The organism is Escherichia sp. HH41S (assembly GCF_009820115.1).
In the GTDB taxonomy this organism is placed as follows: domain Bacteria; phylum Pseudomonadota; class Gammaproteobacteria; order Enterobacterales; family Enterobacteriaceae; genus Escherichia; species Escherichia coli_F.
The window spans coordinates 243,749-256,340 of sequence record NZ_VNXE01000095.1 but is presented as its reverse complement, the minus strand read 5'-3'; the positions used below and the strand labels follow the sequence as shown (position 1 = coordinate 256,340).

Annotated in this window: 10 protein-coding genes and 1 pseudogene; 2 read left to right on the top strand and 9 right to left on the bottom strand. The window is 50.7% G+C overall.

All coding sequences use genetic code 11. From position 1 onward, the window contains the following. Positions 1-41 precede the first annotated feature (41 nt). Both FQZ95_RS19010 and rihB read right to left on the bottom strand, forming a co-directional pair. Positions 42-1,292: a NupC/NupG family nucleoside CNT transporter gene (locus tag FQZ95_RS19010; protein ID WP_000382942.1), complete on the bottom strand. Its 1,251-nt coding sequence runs from the start codon at positions 1,290-1,292 to the stop codon at positions 42-44. Between the two features lie 99 nt (positions 1,293-1,391). Beyond that, entirely contained in the window at positions 1,392-2,333 is a 942-nt protein-coding gene (gene rihB / locus FQZ95_RS19005; protein WP_000415429.1) for a ribosylpyrimidine nucleosidase, read from the bottom strand. A gap of 129 nt (positions 2,334-2,462) precedes the next feature. Between rihB and FQZ95_RS19000 the strand changes: the two genes are divergently transcribed. Beyond that, the gene (locus tag FQZ95_RS19000; RefSeq protein ID WP_105276864.1) at positions 2,463-3,161 is read left to right on the top strand and encodes a transcriptional regulator YeiL; all 699 of its coding nucleotides are present in this window, start codon (positions 2,463-2,465) and stop codon (positions 3,159-3,161) included. Positions 3,162-3,231: 70 nt separating this feature from the next. On the opposite strand, the gene FQZ95_RS18995 is transcribed toward FQZ95_RS19000, so the two are convergent. From FQZ95_RS18995 to fruB, 6 genes and pseudogenes are all read right to left on the bottom strand, one after another. Next, positions 3,232-4,482, bottom strand: coding sequence for a NupC/NupG family nucleoside CNT transporter (locus FQZ95_RS18995; RefSeq protein ID WP_088541308.1), 1,251 nt, complete (start codon positions 4,480-4,482; stop codon positions 3,232-3,234). A gap of 93 nt (positions 4,483-4,575) precedes the next feature. Then, the gene (gene psuG, locus FQZ95_RS18990; RefSeq protein WP_001292440.1) at positions 4,576-5,514 is read right to left on the bottom strand and encodes a pseudouridine-5'-phosphate glycosidase; all 939 of its coding nucleotides are present in this window, start codon (positions 5,512-5,514) and stop codon (positions 4,576-4,578) included. After that, a pseudogene (locus FQZ95_RS18985) lies at positions 5,502-6,443 on the bottom strand (pseudouridine kinase). The gene psuG and the pseudogene FQZ95_RS18985 overlap by 13 nt, the downstream one beginning before the upstream one ends. 423 nt (positions 6,444-6,866) lie before the next feature. Then, positions 6,867-8,558, bottom strand: a complete 1,692-nt coding sequence (fruA, locus tag FQZ95_RS18980; protein ID WP_000854458.1) for a PTS fructose transporter subunit IIBC — start codon at positions 8,556-8,558, stop codon at positions 6,867-6,869. Positions 8,559-8,574: 16 nt separating this feature from the next. Continuing rightward, positions 8,575-9,513: a 1-phosphofructokinase gene (gene fruK, locus FQZ95_RS18975; RefSeq protein WP_000091263.1), complete on the bottom strand. Its 939-nt coding sequence runs from the start codon at positions 9,511-9,513 to the stop codon at positions 8,575-8,577. Then, positions 9,513-10,643, bottom strand: a complete 1,131-nt coding sequence (gene fruB / locus FQZ95_RS18970; protein WP_105271579.1) for a fused PTS fructose transporter subunit IIA/HPr protein — start codon at positions 10,641-10,643, stop codon at positions 9,513-9,515. The genes fruK and fruB overlap by 1 nt, the downstream gene beginning before the upstream one ends. A 367-nt stretch (positions 10,644-11,010) precedes the next feature. Here fruB and setB point away from each other — a divergent pair, with 367 nt between their 5' ends. Beyond that, positions 11,011-12,192 carry a sugar efflux transporter SetB gene (gene setB / locus FQZ95_RS18965; RefSeq protein WP_000551973.1) on the top strand — a complete coding sequence of 394 codons (1,182 nt, stop codon included), beginning with the start codon at positions 11,011-11,013 and terminating at the stop codon, positions 12,190-12,192. Here setB and FQZ95_RS18960 read toward each other — a convergent pair. Beyond that, positions 12,189-12,443, bottom strand: coding sequence for a YkgJ family cysteine cluster protein (locus tag FQZ95_RS18960; RefSeq protein ID WP_000389030.1), 255 nt, complete (start codon positions 12,441-12,443; stop codon positions 12,189-12,191). The two genes, setB and FQZ95_RS18960, sit on opposite strands and share 4 nt — an antisense overlap. Between the last annotated feature and the right edge of the window lie 149 nt (positions 12,444-12,592).

The following is a 12,592-nucleotide window of genomic DNA, read 5'->3' as shown; positions in this document are numbered from 1 at the left end:
TCGACGCTTGACCGCGTCTTATCCGGCTCATAACTCGCGCACTACGCTAAGCCAATAAAGAATCCTGCAATGGTGGCACTCATCAGGTTAGAAAGTGTCGCCGCCGCCAGCGCGCGTAAACCAAGCTGGGCGATTTCCGGCGCACGGTGTGGCGCAACCGCAGAAAATGCGCCAACCACCACCCCGATAGAACCAAAGTTAGCGAAACCGCACAACGCGAAGGAAATAATCGCCACGGTTTTAGCATCCAGAGTGCCAGCTGTTTGCAGATAAGGTGAGAAATTGAGGTAAGCGACAAATTCATTAATCGCCAGTTTCTGTCCAATCAAACTCCCGGCAAGATTCGCATCACTCCAGTCAACCCCCATCACCCACGCCAGTGGAGCCAACAGGTAACCTAAAATGGACTCCAGCGAGGCATGTTCAAAACCAAACCAGCCGCCAACGCCGCCGATAATACCGTTAATCAACGCAATTATTGCAACAAATGCCATCACCACTGTCGCCACACCTGCGGCGATTTTCAGCCCGGTCATTGCCCCTGTAGCGGCGGCTTCAATAATGCTTTTTGGCGGTGTTTCGGTGAAAGAGAGGTTATTAAAGGAAACCTGAGAAGATTCGGTAGCCGGGCTTAACAGGCGGGCAAACAAGATCCCGCCGGGGATCGCCATTAACGATGCCGCCAGCAAATACTCCACTGGTACGCCCAGCGCGGCGTAACCAATCATCGTAGAACCGGCAATTGAGGCCATGCCGCTGCAAATAGCCGTAAACAGCTCATTGCGATTCAGACGATCGATAAAAGGTTTCACGATCGCCGGAATTTCGTTTTGCCCGAGGAAAATGGTAGTGACCGCGACGAATGACTCGATCTTGCTGATATTCAATGCTTTCTGGAATATACCGCCGAGAATGCGAATTAAGATCCCCATCACACCGATGTAGTAGAGAATACTCACCAGTGCAGTGACGAAGATAATTGCCGGTAATACCCTGAAACCAAAGATAAATCCTGCGCCATCAAATAAGGTGTCCATTTTCGGTCCGACCAGAGAACCGAAGATAAAAGCGCTACCTGCATCGCTGTACGCCATCACTTTATGCACGCCAAAAGCGACTTTTTCTGCGACCCAACGCCCTGGTGGTAACCAAAGCATAATGCCGCCAATCACGACCTGTAATACCAGCGCCGCACCGACAGTACGCAGGCTGATCTTCTTCTTGTTTACTGACAGCAAAAACGCAATTGCCAGCAGTACCACCATTCCCAGAACACTTCTCATGACATCCATAGTTATTATCTCTTCATGTCATTTTGGGCGACGGCTTTCTGCCCATCAGAAATAGCCGGGCCTGCATCTTGCGATACTGTCCCGGCTTGTTATCAACACTTAATGGGTTTTGATGTAGCCGCGCACGCACTCTTCGACTAATCCCCAGAACCAGTCGGTATCAATAGTGATGCCGACTTTGGTATTGGCGGGCTTGCCAAGAACGCCCAGCTCGTCGCAGACGGTACGTCCGTAACAAGGGCCACTGTTGACGTCCACTTCGACGTACATCTCCTGGGTTTTAATGCCATCGGGGTTAATCAGATAACCGATACAGGTGGCGTCATGTACCGGGCCGCCAGCCAGACCGTAGTTTTCGAACTGGGTTTTCAGAGTGAAGTTCATGATGTCGCTGAACAACTCTCCGGCAGGGCCGCCTGCCCTTTCCATCCGAGCAATCACGTCCGGAGTGCAAACGGTCTGGTTGGTGAGATCGAGGCCCATCATCACTAATGGAACGCCGGAGGTGAACACCACTCGCGCCGCTTCCGGGTCAGCAAAGATGTTGAACTCGGCAGATGGGGTGAAGTTGCCAGTACCGTAAGCGCCGCCCATTAGCACAATTTCACGGATTTTTGGCAGGATTGCGGGTTGCATACGCATTGCCACCGCGATATTTGAAAGCGGACCAACCGGCACCAGAGTGATATCGCCATCGCTTGCCATCAGGGTATCGATGATATATTTCACCGCATGGGTACTTTCTGCCTGGCGGGTCAGCGGCTCGAATACCGGGCCATCAAGTCCGGTTTCACCGTGAATATTATCGGCAACGATTTGTTGACGCATAATGGGTTGCGGCATCCCCGCATAAACCGGAACATTAATCTCCAGTTTCTGGCAAACATTCAGGCCATTAATTAATGTTTTATCGAGGGTTTGATTCCCCGCCACAATAGTGATACCTAATAAATCAATCGCCGGATGTTTCGCGGCCATCATTATGGCAATAGCATCATCATGACCCGGATCACAATCCAGAATAATTTTTCTCTTTTCCATTGTTTATTTCCTCTGTTTCCAGTTGCGTTATTTTTTCTACAGCAAAGAAAATTCGACCGGGCCGATGATTGAATCTTAACAACAGCGTACGTATGCTAAATATGAGAAATCTCATAGCGGATAAACATCGTGAAAGAAATCCACAATAATGATCTTAAGCAGCAATTGATGAGTGAGTCCGCGTATAAGGATTGCTTTTCAACGGATGTTTCAGCCGATACACGGCTGTTTCATTTTTTAGCGCGTGACTACATTGTGCAGGAAGGGCAACAGCCGTCATGGCTGTTTTACCTGACGCGAGGCCGCGCCAGGCTTTACGCCACGCTTGCAAATGGTCGCGTGTCGCTGATCGATTTCTTTGCCGCCCCCTGTTTTATTGGTGAGATTGAGTTAATCGATAAAGACCATGAACCACGTGCGGTGCAGGCGATTGAAGAGTGTTGGTGCCTTGCACTCCCCATGAAACATTACCGTCCGCTGTTATTAAACGACACGCTATTTTTACGAAAACTCTGCGTTACTTTAAGCCATAAAAATTATCGCAATATTGTTTCTTTAACTCAGAATCAATCATTTCCGTTAGTGAATCGCCTGGCAGCTTTTATATTACTCTCGCAGGAAGGTGATCTTTATCACGAAAAGCATACGCAAGCGGCAGAGTATTTGGGCGTTTCTTATCGACATCTTTTATATGTTCTCGCGCAATTCATTCATGACGGTTTATTAATTAAAAGCAAGAAAGGGTATCTGATTAAAAACAGAAAGAAGTTGTTAGGGCTGGCGCTGGAGATGGACCCGGAGAATAAATTCTCCGGGATGATGCAGTAAAAAATAATCTGGAATAGTACGCGATTACCGGATGCAACGCTTAATAAGCGCGTACATCCGGTAATGAAACTCAAGCTAAACCAATAAAGAATCCGGCAATGGTCGCGCTCATCAGGTTGGAAAGCGTTGCTGCTGCCAGCGCCCGTAACCCAAGCTGAGCGATTTCCGGCGCGCGTTTTGGCGAAATAGCCGAAAACGCCCCAACGACTACACCGATAGAACCAAAGTTAGCAAAACCACAAAGCGCAAAGGAGATAATCGCAATGGTTTTCACTTCCAGCGTGCCGCCCGTTTGCAGGTATGGGGAGAAACTCAGGTAAGCGACGAATTCGTTAATCGCCAGTTTCTGCCCAATCAGGCTACCCGCAAGGTTGGCATCACTCCAGTCCACGCCCATGATCCACGCCAGCGGTGCCAGCACATAGCCAAAAATACTTTCCAGAGAGGCATTGGAAAAACCAAACCAGCCACCAATTCCGCCGATAATGCCGTTGATCAGCGCAATAATTGCCACAAACGCCATTACCACCGTCGCCACACCAGCGGCGATTTTCAACCCGGTCATCGCACCGCTCGCCGCCGCTTCGATAAAGCTTTTTGGCGGCGTTTCGCTGAACGACAGATTTTCAAATGTCACCTGCGAAGGCTCGGTGGCTGGGCTAAGAATACGTGCAAACAAAATACCACCAGGGATCGCCATCAGCGATGCCGCTAACAGGTAGTCAATTGGTACGCCCATTCCGGCATAACCAATCATCATCGAACCAGCAATGGACGCCATCCCGCTACAAATTGCCGTAAATAGCTCGTTGCGATTCATGCGATCGATAAACGGTTTAACGATTGCCGGGATCTCATTTTGCCCGAGGAAAATAGTGGTAACCGCAACAAAAGATTCGATTTTGCTGATGTTGAGGGCTTTCTGAAAAATACTGCCAAGAATGCGGATTAGCAGCCCCATCACGCCAATGTAGTACAGCAGGCTGATGAGCGCTGTGACGAAAATAATTGCCGGAAGTACGCGAAAGGCGAAGATAAAGCCTGCGCCATCAAACAGGTCATCCATTTTCGGCCCGACCAACGAACCAAAAATAAAGGCACTTCCGGCGTCACTGTAAGACATCACTTTATGTACGCCTAATGCCGCCTGCTCTACCGCCCATTTTCCCGGTGGGAAGTAGAGCATAATGCCACCAATAGCGATTTGCAGCAGCAATGCAGCTCCGACCGTGCGTACGCTGATACGCTTTTTATTCACTGACAACAAAAATGCTATTGCCAGTAACACCACCATCCCCACAACACTTCTCATTATATCCATAATGATTTTCCCTTCATGCCAGTAAACCCGGCGTCAGCGCCAGGTTTTGGTATGTATGATCAGTACGGGCGACGGCTTTCTGCCCGTCAGAAATTAACCCGCGAGACGCTGGTATTCTTTGGCAATTTCGCTCGCCAGAATGGCGTTGTTGAACACCAGTTGGATGTTGGATTTCAGGCTGTCACCACCGGTCAGTTCAGCAACACGAGCCAGCAGGAACGGTGTACTTTCTTTACCAATAACGCCCTGCTCTTCGGCTTCGGCGACAGCTTGATCTATGGCTGCATTGATAGATTCCTCCGGCATCGCAAACTGCTCCGGGATCGGATTCGCCACTACCAGGCCGCCGTTCAAACCGGTTTGCCATTTCACTGCCATTGCACGAGCGATTTCCGTGGCACTATCAAGGCGAATACTGACTTCAAATGGGCTGGTACGGCAGAAAAACGCAGGCAGCGCTTTTGTCTGATAGCCAATTAACGGCACACCGAAGGTTTCTAAATATTCTGTTGTTAATCCTAAATCGAGAATAGATTTTGCACCGGCACAAACAACGGTGACATTAGTATTTGCCAGTTCCTGTAAATCGGCAGAAATATCGAATGTATGTTCCGCACCGCGATGCACACCACCAATACCCCCCGTTGCAAATACTTTAATTCCTGCCAGTGCCGCGATAATCATCGTTGAAGCAACGGTGGTCGCGCCATTTTTTCCTGCGGCAACGACAAAAGGTAAATCACGGCGACTGACTTTCGTCACGTTATGTCCTTCACGGCCTAACAATTCAATTTCTTCTTTGCTCAAACCTACTTTCATGACACCACCAATAATGGCGATTGTTGCAGGTACAGCACCGTGCTTACGAATTGTGTCTTCTACTTCAATTGCCGTCTCAGCATTTTGCGGGAATGGCATCCCGTGAGAAATAATGGTCGATTCCAGTGCCACAACCGGTTTTTTGTTTTTTAAAGCGTCCTGCACTTCCGGAGAAATTTGTAATAATTCAGGGGAAATTTTTAATTCAGACATTCTGCGTTCTCCACTAACGATATAACGTTGGCAATCGATAAATCGGGGTTATTGGTGTATTCACAGGAGAGCGCCATTGACGAACATCCCTGTGCGAAACGAACAGATTCGGCAAACGGCATTCCGTCTACCCAACACGAAGCAAGTCCCGCCATCATGGCATCGCCCGCTCCGGTAACATTAATGACATTGGTTTTAATCGGCGCAGACCAACCACTTTCACCGCTGATATCACTGTAATAAACGCCGTCGCCGCCCATGCTCAATACCAGTCGGTTCAGGCCATGTTGATGGAACCAGGCGGCAACCTTTGCCACATCTTCACGCCCTGACAACGCAATCCCACTCAGGGTTTCCGCTTCAAGGCGGTTTGGCTTGAGAGTGTGGATCAGATTTAGACGGTCGCGCACTTTGACACATTTCCACGCAGAAACAGGATCGACAAATACGGGTACGTTGGCGGCATTATCCAGAATCCATGCCAGTGCCTCTTCACTGATATTACAGTCCGCGACAATGACCTTTGCCCTCTGAATAAATTCACGGTGCTGTGCGAGATATTCAGCTGTAATAGCGTTGCTAATATTCATGTCATTTATAGCAACCAGCATTTCACCGGTATTATCGAGTAATGATAAATAGCTCGACGTATTTTCTCCCGGCACAATCAGGCATTTATCGACATAAACGCCAGATTGATTGGTTTGCGTTAGCAGCGATTGACCATAAAAATCACTGCCTACGGCGCTCAGTAGCTAGGCTTTATTACCCAGCAACGCCAGGTTTTGTGCAATATTGCGCCCTACCCCACCAGGCGTAAATTTTATTTTACCTGGATTTGAATCCGCATAATTTAATGATTCATGTGAATATCCGGCGACATCAATATTCGCCGAGCCTATAATTACGACATAATCCTTTTCGCGCATAGCACGTCCTCTGGTAAAAAATTACCAACCCTGTCAATCCACAAGAATATAGATACTGCAAAGACGGTTTAAACATGTGTTCATATTTAAACATGTGCTCATAGTATGCATGTTTTACGTAAAGTAAATTGCCGCCAGAGAGGCAAAATGGGCAGATTTGAGCAGGCTCACAAAATGCGATTAAATGCCTGAATTACAAAAGTGAGGAATTTGTGACGGGATGCACAGAACAGGAACACTAAAAAAGGGCAGAAAATAATCTGCCCTTGAGGAAATAACCTTAGTGTTTGATGAACATTTCAGGTTTCTACTGAAAGATAAAACCTTTTAAATTCATAAAATTACATTCACAAACTGGTCATTCCCTTTGCGCTCATCAAATGTTACAGGGCAGGAAATTTCTGCCCTGTAACACACCTTTTATTACGCTGCTTTCGCTACTGCGTCCACTTCCGGACGTTTCAGGAAGGCATAGGCCAAACCCGCCACCAGCGTACCGGCAATAATTGCTACCAGGTAACCCAGTACCGGCGTAATAGCGCCAGGGATCAGCAGAACAAACAGACCACCGTGCGGTGCCATCAGTTTCGCACCAATCGCCATTGAGATTGCGCCAGTCAGCGCCCCACCAACGATACAACACGGCAGCACACGCATCGGATCACGAGCAGCAAACGGAATTGCACCTTCCGAAATAAAGCACAGACCAAGAACCAGAGCGGCTTTGCCACCTTCCTGCTGCGCTTTGTCGAATTTGCGACGCGCCACCATTGTTGCCAGACCCATTGCCAGCGGTGGCACCATACCTGCCGCCATAATCGCCGCCATCGGGCCATAGGTTTGAGTACTCAGCAGACCCACACCGAATGCGTACGCTGCTTTATTTACCGGACCGCCCATGTCAGTACACATCATGCCACCGAGGATCGCCCCCAGCAGAACCGCATTCGCAGTCCCCATGGTCTGCAGCCAGTGAGTCAACCCTTCGAGAATGCCAGCAACCGGTTTACCGATCAGGTAGATCATCGCCAGACCGACCACCAAACTGGAAATTAGCGGAATGATCAGGATCGGTTTCAGCGCCTCCATACTCTGTGGCAGTTTCAGTTGCGTACTGATTAACTTCGCAATGTAACCAGCCAGGAAGCCCGCAATAATACCCCCAATGAAGCCAGAACCGGTGCTGACCGCCAGCATACCGCCAATCAGACCCGGCGTGAGACCCGGACGATCGGCAATGGAGAAGGCAATGTAACCTGCCAGTACCGGCACCATCAGCGCAAAGGCTGAACCACCACCAATCTGCATCAGCGCCGCTGCCAACGTACCCGGCTCTTTAAACGCTTCGATACCAAAAGCAAAAGAAAGCGCGATACACAGACCACCTGCAACGACCATCGGCAGCATGTAAGAGACGCCCGTCAGCAAGTGACGGTAAGCGCCTGCACCCTCTTTCTTACCTTCAGTGGTCGCTGTTTGAGCTTTGCCCGCCGGTTCATACGGCGTTGCTTCAGCAACCGCTTTATCCAGTTCCTGCGCGGTTTTCTTCAGCGCCAGACCGGTAGAGGTGCGATACATCGGTTTACCAGCAAATTTCGCCAGATCCACTTCGATATCTGCCGCCACAATCACCAGATCCGCTGCGGCTACTTCTTCAGGGGTGATCGCATTACCCGCGCCAACAGAACCACGGGTTTCAACTTTCACCCACCAGCCACGTTTTTTCGCTTCGGTTTCAATGGCTTCAGCCGCCATAAATGTGTGTGCTACGCCAGTCGGGCAAGCTGTCACCGCAACTACGCGTTTCGGACCGCTGGTGGCAACTGGTGCTGTCGCAGCGACCGGTGCAGTGTAAGGTTTCGCATGGCCTTTGGCTTCACTCAGGAACAGCTCAGGGTGCGCAACTGCCCGGGAAATATCGCCCAGCCAGACATTTTTACCGTTCAGCGCGCTGTCGTTCGGGATGGAATCACCGAGAACAATCGCCATTTCAGCGTCGTTCGGATTGTCGATGATTTCCAGTTTTGCTTTTCGCGCCGCCGCGCCCAGCAGGGTCTTCGCCATATAGGCGCGTGCCTGACCGAGATTAGCGTCAATAATCAGCAGCGTTTTCATTATGCCTCTCCTGCTGTCAGTTAAAAGGTTGTAAGTCGACGCGCGCCATCATTGCGGCCAACTGCGGACGATCGGTAATACCCACATTGCTTTGACTTACCGCCAGGGCTGCAACAGCTGTCGCCAGACGCAGTGTGTGTTCACTGGATTCACGCATCAGCAAGCCATAAATCAGGCCACCAACCATAGAATCCCCTGCGCCAACGGTGCTTACGACATCGACTGACGGTGGTTTGGCGATCCATTCGCCGGAGGCATTAACCCAAAGCGCGCCTTCGGCACCCAGTGAAATAACGACATGCGCGATACCTTGTTCACGCAGCGCATGCGCAGCTTCAATCACATCTTTCATTTCAGGCAGTTTACGGCCCGCCCAGATTTCCAGCTCGCGGCGGTTAGGTTTCACCAGCCACGGTGCCGCTTTCAAACCTGCCACTAACGCTTCACGGCTACTATCAAAGATAATGCAAGGACACTGACTACGCAGGCGAGTCATCCAGTCGGTGAACGCTTCCGGGCTGACGCCTGACGGTAAGCTTCCGCTGACACAGACCATATCGAACTGACCGAGCCAGCTCAGAGAATCAGTCACAAAGCGTTCCCAGTCGGCGGGGGTAACTTCAAAACCCGAGAAGTTGAAGTCGGTCACTTCGCCGTCTTTTTCCGTCAGCTTAACGTTAATTCGGGTGCGCCCCTGTACAACCTGGAAACGGTTGGCAATGCCCAGCTCGCTGAACAGTTGCTGAAAACCATCCTGATTGTCTTTACCGAGGAAGCCGCCAACGGTGACATCAATTCCCAGGTCTTTTAATACTTTGGCCACGTTGATGCCTTTACCCGCCGCATGCAGACCGGTGGTTTTCACCAGGTTCACTTCGCCGCGTTCAATTTCCGGGCAGAAACCAACAAGGTCATAAGCCGGATTAAGGGTGATAGTAGCAACACGTCTGCTCATTATGCGCCCTCCCCAAGACCAGCAGCGATAGCGTCGCCAATGGCTTTCAGCGCCTGCTCAGCATCTGCACCCTGGGCGGTAAAGCGTAGGCGATGACCTTTCTTAACGCCAAGTGCCACAACTTTCATCAGACTACGTCCGTTTGCCGGTTTGCCGGTGCCATCAAGGTTTGTCACGGTAATATCACTGTTAAATTGTTTAATAGTATTGACCAGCATGGTACCTGGACGAGCATGCAGGCCGTGTTCATTGCGCACCACAAACTCCGCGCTTAACACGTCGTCGGTCGGCGCATCATCGCTGGTCAGCAGCGCCAGCAACGTTGCCGCATCCGCTTTCAGCAAACGGTCAGCTTTATTGTCGAGCAACAAATCAGCGAGACGCTTAAGAACCGCGACGGGCTGATCGTCATTCATCGCCACACTCACCAGCATGGCTGCCGTTTCGCCGTCCACATCTAAAGCATTTGCCGCACGGCTTACCGCAATCGCGCTACGCAAATTGCCTTCAGCGCTATCGCTCAGCCAGATGCCCTGTCCGAGGTTCAGCGGTTGTTCATTGATGGCTTTAGTGACGAAGGTGGCGTCAACTGCCCCTGCTTCTTTCAGACGCGCAGCGTTAAGCGCCTGAAGCGTCAGTAGATCGCTGGCGACAATATCCAGCGTCAGCATTTCGTTATCGAGCTTCAGCTGCTCACTCTGCTTTTCGCCCATCAGCAATGCGCGAAGTTCTTCTGCTGTCGTTGCTGACTTCAGCTGTTCAGCAACGGAATCATCGCTCAGTACGTGGGTCAGCTGGCGTAACAGACCCAGATGTTCATCCGAGCTGGCAGCAATACCGATCGCCACGTACGCTACCTGGCCGTCACCCCAGGTGACGCCTTCCGGGAACTGAAATACCTGAACGCCGGTTTTCAGCACCTGATCGCGGGTGTCGGTAGTGCCATGTGGAATAGCAATACCATTGCCGAGGAACGTAGAGGTTTGCTGTTCGCGCGCCAGCATGCCATTGACGTAGCCTTCAGCTACATTACCGGCCTGCACCAGCGCCGCAGCGACCTGGCGAATCGCCTCTTCTTTGTCTCCGGCCTTTTCGCCCGGATGGATGTCCTGTACGGATAACTGGAACATAGTTCTCCTCTCTTGCTGAATTGAAACGATTCAGCTTCTATGAGAAAAAAAGCGCCAACCTGGCTTAGGGTTAAAGACAAGATCGCGCTGAAACGTTTCAAGAAAGCATAATACTTCTGTTTCAGCACGCAAGGAAAGCCGTAAAGTAATGAGCAAAAGTTTGATGTGCTGCACAATTTTTTGTCATTTTTCCTAATTGCTGATGGGAAAATCCGTGGTCAGTAATTTCAATTCAGCAGCGTCAGCAGACAATCAGCAAGAGTGAAATGGCATTTTGATTATTCGTGGCGCTTTTGATTTTGCTGTCTGTTTATTTACTGACAAGCAGCGTAAACTCCGCGTCTTCATCTTCCAGTGATCGACCAGCATGCATAACTCCCCCGCAGTCTCCAGCGCGAAATCGTTTGACCTGACCTCGACGGCGTTTTTAATCGTTGCCTTTCTCACCGGTATTGCGGGCGCTCTGCAAACCCCGACACTCAGTATTTTCCTTACCGATGAAGTACATGCCCGTCCGGCGATGGTGGGATTCTTCTTTACCGGCAGCGCTGTCATTGGGATTCTGGTCAGTCAGTTTCTCGCCGGGCGCTCTGATAAGCGCGGCGATCGCAAATCGCTGATTGTCTTTTGCTGCCTGTTAGGCGTGCTGGCCTGCACCCTTTTTGCCTGGAATCGCAACTACTTTGTTTTGCTATTCGTTGGCGTCTTTCTTAGCAGCTTTGGCTCGACCGCTAACCCGCAAATGTTTGCCCTTGCACGTGAACATGCCGACAAAACCGGACGTGAGGCGGTGATGTTCAGCTCTTTTTTACGCGCTCAGGTTTCACTGGCATGGGTCATTGGCCCGCCGCTGGCTTATGCCTTAGCGATGGGTTTCAGCTTTACGGTAATGTATCTGAGCGCAGCGGTAGCGTTTATTGTTTGCGGCGTGATGGTGTGGCTGTTTTTACCGTCGATGCAAAAAGAGCTTCCGCTGGCGACCGGCACGGTTGAAGCGCCGCGCCGTAACCGTCGCGATACGCTGCTGCTGTTTGTCATTTGTACATTGATGTGGGGCTCGAACAGCCTGTACATCATCAACATGCCACTATTTATTATCAACGAACTGCATCTTCCCGAGAAACTGGCAGGCGTGATGATGGGGACCGCCGCCGGGCTGGAAATCCCGACCATGTTGATTGCCGGATATTTTGCCAAACGTCTGGGTAAGCGTTTCTTAATGCGCGTTGCTGCCGTGGGTGGCGTCTGTTTTTACGCAGGAATGCTGATGGCGCATTCACCTGCCATTCTGTTGGGCTTGCAGCTGCTAAATGCTATTTTTATTGGCATTCTGGGCGGCATCGGGATGCTCTATTTTCAGGATTTGATGCCCGGTCAGGCAGGTTCAGCCACCACGCTCTATACCAACACGTCGCGCGTGGGCTGGATCATCGCAGGATCTGTGGCGGGCATCGTCGCCGAGATCTGGAATTATCACGCTGTGTTCTGGTTTGCGATGGTGATGATTATCGCCACTCTGTTTTGCTTACTGCGGATTAAAGATGTTTAAGGCGCGGTCAGCATTTCCAGATCGATAAGCCAGGTCATTGCCTGCTGACGCGAGTTACCGCACATTTCAGCGCTGGCTTGTAAGCCTGCACAGACTTTCGGCCGCAGTGGCGAGGTGAAAATTTTACAGCGTTGCTGTTCATCAAGCTGAATGCAGGGCGTATTGGCGGGCTTGCCATCTGGCATACCGGGAATAGGGCTGGAAATTGAAGGGGCAGTGCAACACGCCCCGCAACCCGGACGGCATTCCATACGTTGTTCTCTTAAGGTTAACCACCGGATTGATGAGCGCGCACAGTACCACCTTTTTTGCACCAGCAAAAGTGCGAATACCACTTGCCCGAAGGGCCCGTCGCGAGTACTTTGTCGCGATATTTTTGACATTTTCGACTACAGGAATT

Coding starts and splice junctions, on each gene's coding strand:
- FQZ95_RS18960 (WP_000389030.1), bottom strand. CDS start 12,443: ATGGAATGCCGTCCGGGTTGCGGGGCGTGTTGCACTGCCCCTTCAATT.
- psuG (WP_001292440.1), bottom strand. CDS start 5,514: ATGTCTGAATTAAAAATTTCCCCTGAATTATTACAAATTTCTCCGGAA.
- setB (WP_000551973.1), top strand. CDS start 11,011: ATGCATAACTCCCCCGCAGTCTCCAGCGCGAAATCGTTTGACCTGACC.
- FQZ95_RS18995 (WP_088541308.1), bottom strand. CDS start 4,482: ATGGATATAATGAGAAGTGTTGTGGGGATGGTGGTGTTACTGGCAATA.
- fruA (WP_000854458.1), bottom strand. CDS start 8,558: ATGAAAACGCTGCTGATTATTGACGCTAATCTCGGTCAGGCACGCGCC.
- FQZ95_RS19010 (WP_000382942.1), bottom strand. CDS start 1,292: ATGGATGTCATGAGAAGTGTTCTGGGAATGGTGGTACTGCTGGCAATT.
- fruK (WP_000091263.1), bottom strand. CDS start 9,513: ATGAGCAGACGTGTTGCTACTATCACCCTTAATCCGGCTTATGACCTT.
- rihB (WP_000415429.1), bottom strand. CDS start 2,333: ATGGAAAAGAGAAAAATTATTCTGGATTGTGATCCGGGTCATGATGAT.
- fruB (WP_105271579.1), bottom strand. CDS start 10,643: ATGTTCCAGTTATCCGTACAGGACATCCATCCGGGCGAAAAGGCCGGA.